A 13,888-nucleotide genomic window follows, 5' to 3' on the forward strand; every position below is an offset into this window, starting at 1 on the left:
TCCGTTTTAACAGAAGGGGGCATATGAACTCAATTTTTGATAAACTTATAACCAGAATGACCGAGGCTAAACCCGTAAATTACAAAATGATTAAATGCGAACTAAATACATAATCCTAAAATTATAATTATAGCGGCGGCAGCACCCCCATTGATGGATACGAGTGGACTATACCAACCGGCTGGAAGTACCCGGATGGTACAATCAGCAACGGAACAACTGTTAAAAACATTCCCGGTTTATATAATGGCTTAGTACTAATGCCTGATGGCTGCCACGCCGGTGCTGTTAAAGTACGCGGTTATACGTACACCGGTTCGGCTTATGTAAGTTACAGCAACCCTCAGCAAACCACCGTTGTACTTAACAACAATCTTTCTGTTTCGGGGCCTACTACTGTTGTATGCGGCAGCAGTGCACCCTTAGTATACACTTTGGTCAACGGCAGCTGCGCATCCGCCATAAGCTGGACATTGCCCCCTGGCTGGACAGGGACAAGCACCACCACCAGTATTACGGTTACGCCTACTGCAACCAACATAGGCCCAAAAACCGTAACAGCAAACGTTACGCTGTGCGGCGGTACCGTATTACACCCGGCTACAACCGTAACTCCACAATTGTTTGCACCGGGCTTAAAGCCCGCCATTTCCGGTGCGACTACCATCTGTACGGGAATAAATCAAACCTATAGCATCAGCAACCCGGCTTCCGGTACTATATTATGGACGGTGACCGGCAGCGGTGCAACTATCGTTGGCCCCAATAACGGGTCGAGTGTTACCCTGCAGTATGCCACAAACGGTGGCGCTACTTTAGGCGCAACCATCACCTCGCCCTGCCAGGATAACACCGGCAACAGCACCATAGTACTCGATAACTTTACTATATGTACCGGTGTGCCTTATCCCAACCCGTCAACAACTGCCGATGTAACCATTTGTACGCAAGGTTTAGCGGGCCATCTTGTGGTTATCCAAAATTCCTGTGCAACAAGTTATACGTGTTACTCAAACGATACCGATATAGAACCCTATCATGCCAACCCTGATTATAACTCTTCTATCCCGGTTTCTTCTGGTGATCACCGGGCTTATCAATACATAGTTGGCGGAGCCGGCGCAAGCAAGGTATTAACATCCGGCACCGGGCCGGGCACTTATCATTTGGCTTTATACGCTATCAATGCCTGTGGCTATAGCAGCCCAAGTAACGTTATAGTAGTTGTAAAAACATGCGGAGGAAAAGGAGGCCGCGCAAGCTTTGCTGTTTTCCCAAACCCTTCGTCGTCGCAACTTAATATTGCTTACACACCCGAAGAAACAGACACCGTACAGGCAAAGCAAACATCTTCCAAAACGGCATCAACTACGTTTAAAGGTTATTTTGTAGAGCTCTTGAACGGCTTAGGCAAAGTGGTAGCAAAAGGATATACCAATGCCGGGGGCAAACTGTCGTTGGATGTGAGCAAGCTGCCAAAAAACACCTATTATGTACATATACATCACGGCGATGAACTAATCAGGAAACAATTCATTGTAAATTAAGTGGATATAATTAAATACTAAGCCAGACAGGTTTCCGGTTTAGCATAAATGGTCAAACTGACCACAATGCATTTTTGAGCCAGCTCCTCTATAGGTTATTCAATACAAATTCTCGCTAAGGGTGCAACAGGGAATGGTGGAATAAGTGTCAAACAAAGCCTAGTTATCGGAATTGGCTACAAACAGAAAACCCCGAAGCTGATTGGCTCCGGGGTTTTCTGTTTGTATAGGATGGGTTACTACTGATACCCTTCGTTTTGTGTTAGTTGCGGGTTGGCATCACGCTCGCGTTTCGGTATCGGGAATATCAATTTTGGCGAGTTCCATGGGAAGGCATCAAGATGATTTCCATCGCCGTCTACCGAGTAAGTTGTGCCTTTGTAGCGCTTCAGGTCGAATAGTTGAAAGCCTTCAAAGGTAAGCTCGGCATGGCGTTCGTACTTTACGGCATCAAGCAATTCGGCTGCTGTGGCTGCGGTGGTATTATCAAGCAATGCCCTTTTGCGAACAACGTTGATGTCGGCCGCGGCACCTGCTAAATCAGGAGATGATTTAAATATCCTTGCCTCAGCCCTTATCAGATATATCTCTGCAAGGCGAATTACCACCACGTTGCCAAAGGCGTTGTTAAATTTAGATGTGAAAGAATCATCGGTAACTTCATTCACCCGGTCATCGCCCGCTTCAAAGCGATCAAAAAACTGGCCGAATAAGTAAGTTTCTTCGCGACCGGCGAAGGCCGAAGACGCGTAAACCTCATTAAGCGCATTGTAGCCCGATTGGTTGGAAATCTGTATAGCGAAGATATCCTCCGAAGTATTAAAAACGCGGGTAGCCTGTTCTTTCACCTGAAACTCATCACTAAAATGTTCTACAAGGCTATAAGTGCCGCTGCCAATTATCTTAGTTGCTTCAGCTTCTGCCAAATCGTATTTCTCTTGTGTAAGATATATCCTGGCCAATATGGCCGAAGCCGCTCCTGAACTTGCGTAAGTAGATTTATCCGTGGTAAGGTTAGTCTCGGCAACCTGTAAATCTGCAATAGCCTGTGCATAAACTTCTGCTACGGTATTGCGTTTCACGTTTTGAATATCGGCAATCGCCGTAGTTGGCGTAAGCACTATAGGTACGGCAAGGTTTGAAGCCGGTGCGCCATCGTTCCAGGCCTTTCCAAACACCCTGGCTAAATCGAAGTAAATCATACCACGCAGGAACTTAGCTTCGCCTTCAACCCTGGCTTTTTTAACCGGGTCTACCAGGTTTAAGTTTGCCAATACCGTATTACATACGCCAATAGCGTTATAGCCGGTGTTCCATACACCTTCAACAAAGCCGTTATTTATGGTTATCGCTTTGTTATTTAGTTCGGTATAATCAGAAAAGGTACCGAAGTAAGCAAAATCACCATCATCTGCTAAAAAATCGGTGGTGGATTGAAAACGCCCGCCGTAAAGGCCCCTTAGTGCTGCGGCAGTGTAAGCCCCAATAAGCACACCTTCCACATCTTTAGACGTTTTTAAGGCTACAGAAGATTCTACAGCGTTTTGTGGCTTTATATCCAGTTGTTTTTGGCATCCGGAGTTGTATAGCAAAGCAAATGTGCTTAATGCTAATATTAAATATTTTGTCTTTTTCATTTCCTTCAGCTTAATTAAAATCCAACGTTTATACCAAAAGTAATTGTCTTAGCCTGCGGAGCTGCGTAAAAGTCGTAGTTCTGGGTTATGTTACCAGAGAACGCATCCGAGTTAAGTTCCGGGTCCCAACCTGAGTATTTTGTCCAGGTAATCAAGTTGGTAGCCTGCGCGTACACCCTCAGGCTGCGCAGCTTAAGTTTGCTAAGCAATCCTTTAGAAAAGTTGTAACCTAAAATAATATTCTTTAAGCGCACGTATGAGCCACTTTCCAAATACCTTGAACTCGGGTTTACGCCATTACCGCCAAACAAGCGTGCCTGGGGGACATTCGTAATATCACCCGGGTTTTTCCAGGCTTTCAACTGATCGATGGTTTGGTTATCCGCACCGTTATTGAAACCTACAGACATGTACTGGCCGGCGCCGTTATAAATGTCGTCGCCATGTACCTGCTGTAGCAAAAAGCTAAAGTCGAAACCAGCGTAAGTAACAGTGTTATTTAAACCTGCTATAAAATCAGGATTGGGGTTGCCAACTACTACTGGTGTAGCCTGGTTGTAATCGTTGGTTGTGGTACGGTCGCGCTGGCCGTTGCCTAAATCAGTATTTTTGTAATATAAGGCATCCCCGTTGGCAGGGTCGGCACCGGCAAATTCCACAGTGTAGAATACGCCCAATGGCTGGCCTTCAACGGCACGGTTAACAGCATCGCCGCTACCGGTTATTACCTGGCCTTTCAGGTCGGTAATTTTGTTGCGGTTAACAGAGAAGTTTACGCTGGTGCTCCAGGTAACTTTACCCACCAGGTTTTTCGAATCGACCTGTATCTCCAAACCTTTGTTCTGTAGTTTGCCTAAGTTTTGGGTAATAGTTGTAAAGCCCGATGTGGCCGGAACCTGGACATTCAATAACAGATCTTTGGTTTTCTTGAGGTAAACATCAAACTGACCAGATAAGCGGCCACCGAAGAATCCGATATCTAAACCGATATCGCTGGTTGCCGAGGTTTCCCATTTAAGGTTGGGGTTAGGCAATTGCGTAGGCCTTGAACCGGCAACGCCCGCGTAGCCAAAAGCTGAGAACAAGCCACGCGAAGGGAAGTTACCTATCTCCGAGTTACCCGTGATACCGTAGCTGGCCCGCAGTTTCAATTCTGATATTAAGGTTTGGTTTTTCATGAAGTTTTCCTGGGAAACCACCCATCCCACAGAACCAGCAGGGAAGAAACCATAGCGGTTATTGGTACCAAAACGCGATGAACCATCTACACGGCCGCTTACTGATAACAAGTATTTATCGTCGAAAGCATAGTTGGCCCTCGCGAAATACGATAACAACGAGTAAGCGGTAGAAGTAGATGAAGCACCGGTAATATCAGCCGAGCTGATGAGTTTTTTATAAGCATCGCTTGGGAACTGATCGCCACTAATAGAGTTAAGATCGTTTTGCTGGCGCTGATAGCTCATACCACCCACAGCATTAATACTACTTTTGCCAAAATTTTGAATGTACTGCAAAAAGTTGTTGGTATTGAAGTTGGTTGCAGTTACCGAAGAATTGAAGCCAACACCGTTGCTTGTGCCCGAGTTACGCGCAGTTGCACTGCCTGCGTAGCTATCCTCGCTGGAATTCAATATATCTACCCCAACTTCTGAGCGGAAGCTTAATGAGTTAGAGAATTTAACCTGTGCAAATGCATTACCCAGGTTACGGAAATCAATGGTATTGTAATAAGCGTTCTGTGAGTTGATCAACGGGTTATAATAAACCGGGAAATTAGTATTGGGGTTGCCGGTTGAGGCATCTAACACACCACTTAATAAACCGGTGCGTGGATCTATTACGGGCGTAATAGGTGATAAGGCCACAATTTGCTCCGGCGTAGAGAACTGGTCATCATTAGATAAACGGAAGTTCTTTGTACGCGATACGCTGAGGTTGGCACCAATCTCCAGCCATTTATTAGCCTGGTTGCTAATATTGGTACGCAGGCTGTATTGGTTTAAGGCGTTACCAATAAGGTAGCCCTTTTGATCGTTATAGGTACCTGAGATGTAAAACTTGGTTTTATCAGTACCGCCCGATAGCACTAAATTATAGTTTTGTACCGGGGCATGCTGCGTTATCTCATTCTGCCAATCGGTATTTACATCATAGGTTTTATAATTATCACTACCCGCTGCATATCTTTTTAACCTTGCTTCAATTGAATTTGTAGAATAACCGCCTGCGGCTCCTGCTTCGCGGAGCAAAGTAACATACTGCTCAGAATTTAAGAACTTACGCTCGCCTGTAGGTTTGCTAAAACCGTAGTACTGGTTATAAGTTATCTTGGTGTCGCCGGCTTTACCTTTTTTAGTAGTTACCAAAACTACGCCATTAGAAGCCCTTGAACCATATATAGCAGCAGCCGACGCATCTTTCAATATGTCGATAGATTCGATATCGTTCTGGTTCAAATCTACCAATGGGTTGGTAGATGCTCCGTTGCTCGAAAAATCATCTACCGTAATGGGTAAACCATCTACAACGTACAAGGGCTGATTACCCGCCGATACCGACGAAGCACCACGGATACGTACTTGTATCCCCTGCCCTAGTTTACCGTTTTGCGCCTGAATGTAAACACCCGGGGAACGGCCCTGTATGGCCGACTCCAAACTTGGTACAGGGATATTTTCTATATCGCTACCTTTTATTTTAGATACCGAACCGGTAAGCGCACGTCTGCTTTGCGTACCGTAACCTACTACCACTACTTCGTTTAGCACTTTGGCATCTGTTTCCAATACCGCATTCAAAACGCTGCCTGTTACGGTTTGTTCCAGATCTTTGTAGCCGATGTATTTAAATACAAGCACTTTGCCTGTGGGTACAGACAAAGTGTACTTACCGTTAATATCGGTTTGTGTACCGATGGAGGGAGAACCTTTAACGGACACGGTTACTCCCGGTAACGCTGAGCCGTCCTTCTGATCTGTTACTTTACCTGTAACGGCAACATTTTGGCTAAATGCCAGCGTTACGCAGGTAAAAAACAGCAGGAATGAGAGTAGAAATTTCTTCATGCGAGATTAGTTAAGTGAATTGAAGAAGTAAGTTCACAAAAAAAAAGCATAAAAGCAACAAAAGGCACAAGTATTGGTGCCTTTTGTTAATATTTTATTAAAACAATGGAAGGTTTCGGGAAACTAAACGTTAAAATATCATTAATATCTGCCCTTTTTCTACTTTATCGCCGGGTTTGATTTTAATTGCTTTAACTACAACATCCGCGGGTGATTTTATGATGTTCTCCATCTTCATCGCTTCCAGTACAAAAAGATTATCTCCCTTTTTCACCTCTGCTCCCTCTTCGGCAAAAACCTTAAGTACCAGCCCCGGCATGGGAGCCTTTATATCGCTAATCCGTAATGTTGCCGCATTATTCATACCCATTTTATCCAGCAGTATATCAAATTCATCTTTTGCAGATACGATATAGGTATTGTTATTTACTTTAATTTCGGCAGTTTTTGCCGCTCTATCAAAACTCACCACCTCTGCATTGTAAGATGCGTGGTTATTGATAATATGGTACAAGGTGGGGTTCAGCGTCGCTATATCTGCATTTACCGTAACATTATTCACCAACAAGCCATCTGCTTGTTTATCTATTTCGAAATCGTGCCGGTTATTTACCTTTATCTTATACATATCGTCTGAATCAGGATTTACAGAATTTTAGCATTCACAAAATTTGAGAAGCTGTGTTACTTACTACTTCGTAAACACATACTGCACCAAATTAGCCCCCATCCGCAGGGCTTTCAGCCTTGTTTCCTGGCTATCGCCCGGGTAGGTTCCTAAATCTTCCCAGCCATTGCCCAAATCGCATTGGTAGGTGTAATAGCATACCAATCGTCCTTTGTATATCAAACCGAAACCTTGCGGGCGTTTGCCGTCGTGCTCGTGTACCTTTGGCAGGCCTGTGGGGAAGTTGTACTTTTGGTGGTAGATGGCGTAATTGACCGGCAGTTCCACAAATTCAAGTTCGGGGAATACCTTTCTCATTTGCGGACGTATAAACTGATCGAAACCGTAGTTATCGTCGATATGCAAAAAACCACCACCTGTTAAATACTTCCGCAGGTTTTTGGCTTCCTGATCGGTAAATATCACGTTGCCGTGGCCGGTCATAAACGTAAAGGGGTAGTTAAACAATTCTTCGCTGCCTACCTCAACGGTTTCCTCATCGGGCTGAAAGTTGGTCTTCAGGTTCTCATTACAGAATTTGATGAGATTAATGAGCGCGGTGCGATCACCGTACCAATCTCCTCCTCCGTTGTATTTAATTCGACCCATTTTATACGACGGCTCGCTAAAACTGCTCACGCACAGCAGCATAGCAATGGCGGCAACATAAACAAAGGGTTTCCTCATATCCGGTTCAAAAAGTTGACTTCGAAGCAAGCTTCCAGCGCGGCGGTTTCGGTACGCAGGCGGCTTTCACCTAAAGTTATGGCTTTAAATCCGTTTTGCAAAGCCATATCTATTTCGGCTGGACTAAAATCGCCCTCAGGACCTATCAATATCAAATAACGGCCTTGTTTATCCAAAGATTGTGCCAGTGCCAGTTTTTCGCCGTCGGCACAGTGTGCCATGAATTTTTGCCCCTCGAAAGGTTGCTTCAAGAATTGGCTGAACGTTACCGCCTCGTTCAATATGGGGTGATATGCTTTGATGGATTGTTTTACAGCTGATGTGATGATTTTATTGAGCCGCTCTACTTTAGCCTCTTTGCGCTCGGATCGTTGGCAGATGATGAGCGAAACTTCATCTACGCCAATCTCCGTAGCTTTTTCCAAAAACCACTCGGTGCGCTCTATATTTTTTGTAGGCGCTACAGCTATGTGCAGGTAATGGTTCCGTTTATTAAAGCCTGTAACAACAGCATTTATTTGCAGTATGGTGCGCTTGGGGTGCGCATCCTTAATTTCGGCATGGTACATACCGCCCTTGCCGTCTACCAGCGTAACGGCATCGCCATTTACTAAACGCAATACACGCACGGCGTGCTTGCTTTCTTCTTCGCTTAAAAAGTATTGGGATACGGTGGGATTGATATCGGGCGTATAAAAAAGCTGCATAGTAAAAGCTAAAAGCCTAAAGCTGAAAGCACAAAGCTATCATTAAAATATCCGTATAGATAAAATGAGTAGAAATTATCAATGCAGGTCTACAGCGTCTTCTTCGTTTATCAGTAATTCCAGCTTAACCGATTCGATGTTCTGGTCGGATTTTTTTAGTACGGTAATGTTGTAGCCGTTAGATTCCTTTTGTTCGCCCACATCCGGTATTTTACCGAATATATCGCCCAACCAGCCCGATACGGTATCAAAGTCGCCATCCTCGGGCAAATCGTGCGGCAGGTGCTCGTTCACGTCGTATATCGGCGCAAGGGCATTTACCACAAACTCGCGTTCGTTTATCTTTTCAACGATGGGTTTTTCCTCGTCAAACTCATCCTGTATCTCGCCCACCAATTCTTCTACAATATCTTCCAGGGTAACCATGCCGGCGGTGCCGCCAAACTCGTCAGACACGATAGCAATCTGTATACGCTTCTGCTGCAGCTCGGCCATCAGGTCGTTTATCTTTTTGGTCTCCGGGATAAAGTAAGGCTTGCGTATGATGTTCTTCAACACAATTTCTTCCCCCCTGGCCAGTAACGGTAACACATCTTTGGCGTGCACAATACCGATGATCTTATCTATAACGTCATCATAAACCGGCATACGCGAATAACCTTCGGTTATCAATATCTCTAAAAGCTCGTGGGTAGGCGTATCAACCTCTATACCTGATATTTTTGTACGCGGCACCATGATGTTCTTCACCACGCGTTCGTTAAAATCAAAAACGTTCTGAATTAGTTCATGCTCGGTTGAATCGAGCGCGCCGCTTTCCTTACCCTGATCTAATAGGTATTGTAATTCTTCGGAACTATGATGCGCTTCGCCACCTTCTAAAGTGGTAACACCCATCAGCTTCAGGATGAAATTAGCGAATCCGTTAAGCAACCATATAAAAGGCCTCGCAGCTACAAAAAAGAACCGCAGCGGTAATGATACTGCCAGCGTTGTACGTACAGATTTTTGTATGGCTATAGATTTTGGCGCTAACTCCCCAAAAACAATATGCAGTATAGTAATGGTTGCAAATGCCAGGCCGTGACTAAGAGAAATGAAGAAAGGGCTAAGTTGTATGCCCACACTTAGGAAGCCGCGTATAACGATGTTTGTAGCAACTTCTTCACCTACCACACCTAGCCCCAGCGAAGCAATGGTAATACCCAGCTGCGTAGCAGCCAGGTAACCATCCAAATTGTGTAATATGCCACGGGCAACCTTGGCAACGCCGCTGCCACTTTTGGCCTTGAGCTCTATTTGCGAGCCGCGTACCCTTACCATGGCAAACTCGGCGGCTACAAAAAAACCGTTGAGCAGCACCAAAAATATGGTTGCTATTATATAAAAGCCATTTATCTCGTAATGCGCGGGGTCCATCAATTATTTATTGGTAAACAGGAAAAGTAGTTTTATACAATTCCAGGGATTCGGCAATTACTTTATGGGCATAACGTAAACCAAGCAGGTGCTCAATAGTTACGTTTTTGCCTTCCAGTTTTTTATAGTCTTTAAAGAAACGCACAATTTCCGTCATGGCGTGTGGCGGCAACTCGTTCAAATCGTTAATGTAATTTACCGACATGTCGTTTTTTGCTACCGCGATGATCTTGTCATCCTGCTCGCCATTATCAACCATGTGCATCACCCCAACTACTTTTGCTTCGATAATACTCATCGGGTAAACGTCTATCGAACAAAGTACCAAAATATCCAATGGATCCTTATCATCGCAATAGGTTTGCGGTATAAAGCCGTAATTGGCAGGGTACATCACTGAAGAAAATAAAACGCGGTCTAGCTTCAACAAGCCCGAATCTTTATCAATTTCGTATTTAGCCTTAGAGCCTTTAGGTATTTCTATTATCGCATTTACTATTTCGGGAACGTTTTCTCCGGGAGAAACCTGGTGCCATGGATGTTGTGTGCTCATTTAGTATGTGTTATATTACTGTTGTTGTTCGTCATTCGCCTTCGTCAGTTTCTTTTTTACAAAAGCGATAATCAACGGAACGGTTGTTACTATTATTAATCCAAGTATGATGTATTGCAGGTAATCTTTCAGTTGCGGGAACCTCCTGCCTAAAAAATATCCGGCCAGCGTTAAAATGCTAACCCATGCCACGCTGCCGATGATGTTATATAAAGTAAACTTTTTGAAATCTACTTTTACAACACCTGCAAATATAGGCGCAAATGTCCTAACTATCGGGAAAAATCTGCCTAAAATCAAAGCCATGCCACCGTATTTGTCGTAAAACTCCTCGGCAACTGCTATGTAACGCTTCTTAAAAAATAAGGAATCGTTTTTATTGAAGAGCACGGGCCCCGTTCGGTAGCCAAACCAGTACCCCGTATAGTTGCCCAAAATACCGGCTACTATTAACGATGGTACCAGAATATAAACGGGCACCTCTATAATGCCTGCGGCGGTTAATATACCTGCCAAAAATAAAAGATAATCGCCCGGTAGGAAAAAACCAAAGAACAAACCAGTCTCGGCATAAACCACTATAAGCAACAGGTAAAAACCGCCATTGCTAATAATGGATTTCGCATCGGTCAAATTCTGCAGGTATTCCCAAAAATCTCCCATTAAGTATATCCGTAAAACTACAAATATTATATGGAAAATGCTTTAGCAATAAATTAAATAAGGCGTGATATCAATTCGGGGTAAATACCTATGGCTATCGTAACAAGTACCGAGAAGCCAAAAACGAATTTGTAATAAGCCGGTACAAGTACTTCGGTGCGCTCTGCACTACGGAAATACATGGCAATGATCACCCTGAAATAATAGAATATACTGATGATGGCATTGATTACCGCAATAATTACCATGAGGTATTTATATTGCAACAAGGCCCCCGAGAACATGAAGAACTTACCAATAAAGCCCGCCGTTAACGGGATGCCCGCCAACGAAAGCATACTGATTGTAAGCGCAAAAGCCAGGAATGGATTTTTACGGGCCAGCCCGTTAAAACCTTCGAAGTTATCGGTACCGGTTTGCTGCCTCACCAATACCAAAGCACCGAATGCAATGATAGAAGCAATGGAATATGCCGTAGCATAAACAAATATCGAATTGGCTGATGCCGCGCCCAAAGCCACGATGGCAAATAACAAATAGCCTGCATGCGATATACTGGAGAACGCCAGCATACGCTTGAAGCTTTGCTGATAAAGCGCGGTGATGTTGCCTATAAATAATGTAGCGATGGTAATAACCAATATCACCGGCGACCAAAACGAAGATACCGTGCTGAAGCTAACCGAAAACAATCTGTAAAATGCTGCGAAGCCCGCTGCCTTAACTACGGTAGACATGAAAGCCGTGATTAACGCAGGCGCGCCTTCGTAAACGTCGGGCGTCCAGAAATGGAAGGGAGCAGCACCTACTTTAAAGCAAAGGCCTACAATGATGAGCAATATACCTGTATAAAATAATGCATCATGGCTCTTCGGATGGGTCACCACCCAATCGCGGATAACATCCAGATCGAACGAGCCGGTTGAGCCATAAATAAGCGTAATACCAAATAATAGGAAACCTGTTGAGAAAGCGCCCATCAGGAAGTATTTCAAAGCAGCTTCGTTAGATGCAAAGTCGTTCTTGCGGATACCGGCCAGGATGTATAAGCTTACCGACATGATTTCGATACCTACAAACAGCATGGTTAAGTTGTGGAAACTCACCATCACAATGATACCAGCCAGCGAAAACAGGATAATGGCGTAGTACTCTGCAATATGGCTGCTTATCTTCTCAAAATATCCTTTAGAAAGCATCAGAATCAGTATAGTAGAAACGATACTGCCTACTGAAAACACCACTGAGAAGTTATCAAAAAGCATCATGCCGTTATAAATTGGCTGTGCATTAGTATTCCATTGCATAACGGCGGCAGCCAGCGCAATCAGCATGCCTACTATAGTTACCGGCAAAAGTGCTTTCTGGGCCTTATATAAACCCAGGTACAGCAGTACGATAGGCAAAACAGATATGATGATTAAAGTGGTCATTAGCTAATAATATCTGTACTTTAAAATTTCGTTGTAATAAATTTATGGCTAACCGTTTCCAGCAAATTGGTAACAGAGGCTTCGGAAATATGCAGCAAGGGTTGCGGATAAACGCCGATAACGATTATCAGCGCGCAGATAATGCCTAAGGCAAGTTTCTCAGATCCTTTGATATCCGTAAAGGTTGCGGTAAGCTCGTTCAATTCGCCTTGCATCACGTTTTTGTACATGCGCAACATATAAACTGCACCCAATATAATGGTAGTACCTGCAATTGCCGCAGTTGGGATACTCCATCCAAAAACGCCTCTCAATAACAGGAACTCTCCTACGAAACCATTTGTTAAAGGTAGTGCAACCGTGCCCAAAACGATTATCAAAAACGCAATGGCAAAGTTCGGCGCTACTTTGGCTATACCGCCAAGTTTATCAATATCTCTTGTGTTTAAACGCCTGCTGATGATGTCCCATATAAAGAACATCCCCACCACGTTGATGCCGTGGCTTACCATCTGTATCATGGCACCTTGTACACCATAAATATTCCAGGCGAAAATACCGGCGGCTATCAGGCCAACGTGCGCAATAGACGAGTAGGCAACCAAACGTTTACCATCGGTTTGCTTAAAGGCAATAATGGATGCATAAATGATACCAATTACTGATAATATAATAGCGATGTTACCCCAGGTTAAAAAGCCTACAGGTGCGTTTGGTATCAACCAGCGGATAACGCCATAAATACCCATCTTCAGCATAATACCTGATAGCATCATGGTGCCCGCAGTTGGTGCTTCGGTATAAGTATCCGGCTGCCAGGTATGGAAAGGGAATATCGGCATCTTGATAGCAAAGGCCAAAAAGAAAGCCAGGAATACCCAGGACTGCTGCTTTGCATCTAAACTTAAAGCGTAGAAGTGTTCCAGATCGTAATCTTTTGTCGGGGTTTGCAGGTATAGGTAAATAATGGCTACCAGCATAAACAAGGACCCTGCGAAAGTATAGATGAAGAATTTAATATTTACGCGAATACGGTTTTCGCCGCCCCATAAAGCACAGATGAAGTAAATAGGGATCAGTGCCGCTTCCCAGCCCACGTAAAACAAGAAACCATCGAATGCTGTAAACACCGTTAGCAAGCCTGCTTGCATAAATAAGATAAGGGCATAGAATGCTTTAGCGTTTTTGTACTGATGCTCGTAAGTTGTAAGGATAATCAACGGAACCAACACGGTGGTAAGCAATACCATCACCATACTAATACCATCGATGCCTGCCTTAAAATAAATGCCGAACTGTTTTATCCAAGGGACATCTATAGAATACTGCAGCGATGCATCTGCCACGAAGCCGTTCAGGAAATAAAGGGCAAGGGCCAGTTCGGCAATGGCAAAAAACATAGCAACATGTTTGGCCACTTCGTTCTTAAACAGCAGTACCGCAAGGGCTGCCAAAATCGGTAAAAAAAGTAAAATGCTAACCGTCATTTTATTGGGTAAAACGCTAT

Annotated in this window: 11 protein-coding genes; 1 reads left to right on the forward strand and 10 read right to left on the reverse strand. The window is 44.2% G+C overall.

Annotation, left to right across the window (positions count from 1 at the left end; translation table 11 throughout):
* Window positions 1-260 precede the first annotated feature (260 nt).
* Window positions 261-1,547 (forward strand): T9SS type A sorting domain-containing protein, encoded by a 1,287-nt coding sequence (locus E2R66_RS24595; RefSeq protein ID WP_133236025.1) that lies wholly within the window; start codon window positions 261-263, stop codon window positions 1,545-1,547.
* A 239-nt stretch (window positions 1,548-1,786) separates the two neighbouring features.
* Here the strand turns inward: E2R66_RS24595 and E2R66_RS24600 are convergent, their stop codons facing one another.
* From E2R66_RS24600 to E2R66_RS24645, 10 genes are all read right to left on the reverse strand, one after another.
* A complete protein-coding gene (locus E2R66_RS24600; protein ID WP_133236023.1) occupies window positions 1,787-3,184 on the reverse strand; it encodes a RagB/SusD family nutrient uptake outer membrane protein in 1,398 nt (465 codons plus the stop codon).
* A 14-nt stretch (window positions 3,185-3,198) separates the two neighbouring features.
* Window positions 3,199-6,252, reverse strand: coding sequence for a SusC/RagA family TonB-linked outer membrane protein (locus E2R66_RS24605; protein ID WP_133236021.1), 3,054 nt, complete (start codon window positions 6,250-6,252; stop codon window positions 3,199-3,201).
* A gap of 130 nt (window positions 6,253-6,382) precedes the next feature.
* Window positions 6,383-6,880, reverse strand: a complete 498-nt coding sequence (locus tag E2R66_RS24610; RefSeq protein WP_133236019.1) for an acetyl-CoA carboxylase biotin carboxyl carrier protein subunit — start codon at window positions 6,878-6,880, stop codon at window positions 6,383-6,385.
* 63 nt (window positions 6,881-6,943) lie between these two features.
* Window positions 6,944-7,606 carry a DUF4159 domain-containing protein gene (locus tag E2R66_RS24615; protein WP_133236017.1) on the reverse strand — a complete coding sequence of 221 codons (663 nt, stop codon included), beginning with the start codon at window positions 7,604-7,606 and terminating at the stop codon, window positions 6,944-6,946.
* A complete protein-coding gene (locus E2R66_RS24620) occupies window positions 7,603-8,313 on the reverse strand; it encodes a 16S rRNA (uracil(1498)-N(3))-methyltransferase (RefSeq protein ID WP_133236015.1) in 711 nt (236 codons plus the stop codon). The genes E2R66_RS24615 and E2R66_RS24620 overlap by 4 nt, the downstream gene beginning before the upstream one ends.
* 78 nt (window positions 8,314-8,391) lie before the next feature.
* Window positions 8,392-9,732, reverse strand: coding sequence for a hemolysin family protein (locus E2R66_RS24625; protein WP_133236013.1), 1,341 nt, complete (start codon window positions 9,730-9,732; stop codon window positions 8,392-8,394).
* Between the two features lie 7 nt (window positions 9,733-9,739).
* On the reverse strand, window positions 9,740-10,285 hold the full coding sequence (locus E2R66_RS24630; protein WP_133236011.1) for an inorganic diphosphatase: 546 nt from the start codon (window positions 10,283-10,285) through the stop codon (window positions 9,740-9,742).
* A 15-nt stretch (window positions 10,286-10,300) separates the two neighbouring features.
* A complete protein-coding gene (locus tag E2R66_RS24635) occupies window positions 10,301-10,948 on the reverse strand; it encodes a DedA family protein (RefSeq protein ID WP_133236009.1) in 648 nt (215 codons plus the stop codon).
* Window positions 10,949-11,001: 53 nt separating this feature from the next.
* Window positions 11,002-12,381: an NADH-quinone oxidoreductase subunit N gene (locus E2R66_RS24640; RefSeq protein WP_133236007.1), complete on the reverse strand. Its 1,380-nt coding sequence runs from the start codon at window positions 12,379-12,381 to the stop codon at window positions 11,002-11,004.
* A gap of 20 nt (window positions 12,382-12,401) precedes the next feature.
* The gene (locus E2R66_RS24645; protein WP_133236005.1) at window positions 12,402-13,868 is read right to left on the reverse strand and encodes a complex I subunit 4 family protein; all 1,467 of its coding nucleotides are present in this window, start codon (window positions 13,866-13,868) and stop codon (window positions 12,402-12,404) included.
* Window positions 13,869-13,888: the final 20 nt, after the last annotated feature.

Source organism: Mucilaginibacter psychrotolerans, from assembly GCF_004519315.1.
Lineage (GTDB): Bacteria > Bacteroidota > Bacteroidia > Sphingobacteriales > Sphingobacteriaceae > Mucilaginibacter > Mucilaginibacter psychrotolerans.

What these genes read in the sequence shown, in the direction of transcription:
- E2R66_RS24615 (WP_133236017.1), bottom strand. Translation starts at nt 7,606, where the DNA reads ATGAGGAAACCCTTTGTTTATGTTGCCGCCATTGCTATGCTGCTGTGC.
- E2R66_RS24645 (WP_133236005.1), bottom strand. Translation starts at nt 13,868, where the DNA reads ATGACGGTTAGCATTTTACTTTTTTTACCGATTTTGGCAGCCCTTGCG.
- E2R66_RS24600 (WP_133236023.1), bottom strand. Translation starts at nt 3,184, where the DNA reads ATGAAAAAGACAAAATATTTAATATTAGCATTAAGCACATTTGCTTTG.
- E2R66_RS24610 (WP_133236019.1), bottom strand. Translation starts at nt 6,880, where the DNA reads ATGTATAAGATAAAGGTAAATAACCGGCACGATTTCGAAATAGATAAA.
- E2R66_RS24595 (WP_133236025.1), top strand. Translation starts at nt 261, where the DNA reads ATGCCTGATGGCTGCCACGCCGGTGCTGTTAAAGTACGCGGTTATACG.
- E2R66_RS24605 (WP_133236021.1), bottom strand. Translation starts at nt 6,252, where the DNA reads ATGAAGAAATTTCTACTCTCATTCCTGCTGTTTTTTACCTGCGTAACG.
- E2R66_RS24640 (WP_133236007.1), bottom strand. Translation starts at nt 12,381, where the DNA reads ATGACCACTTTAATCATCATATCTGTTTTGCCTATCGTACTGCTGTAC.
- E2R66_RS24620 (WP_133236015.1), bottom strand. Translation starts at nt 8,313, where the DNA reads ATGCAGCTTTTTTATACGCCCGATATCAATCCCACCGTATCCCAATAC.
- E2R66_RS24630 (WP_133236011.1), bottom strand. Translation starts at nt 10,285, where the DNA reads ATGAGCACACAACATCCATGGCACCAGGTTTCTCCCGGAGAAAACGTT.
- E2R66_RS24625 (WP_133236013.1), bottom strand. Translation starts at nt 9,732, where the DNA reads ATGGACCCCGCGCATTACGAGATAAATGGCTTTTATATAATAGCAACC.
- E2R66_RS24635 (WP_133236009.1), bottom strand. Translation starts at nt 10,948, where the DNA reads ATGGGAGATTTTTGGGAATACCTGCAGAATTTGACCGATGCGAAATCC.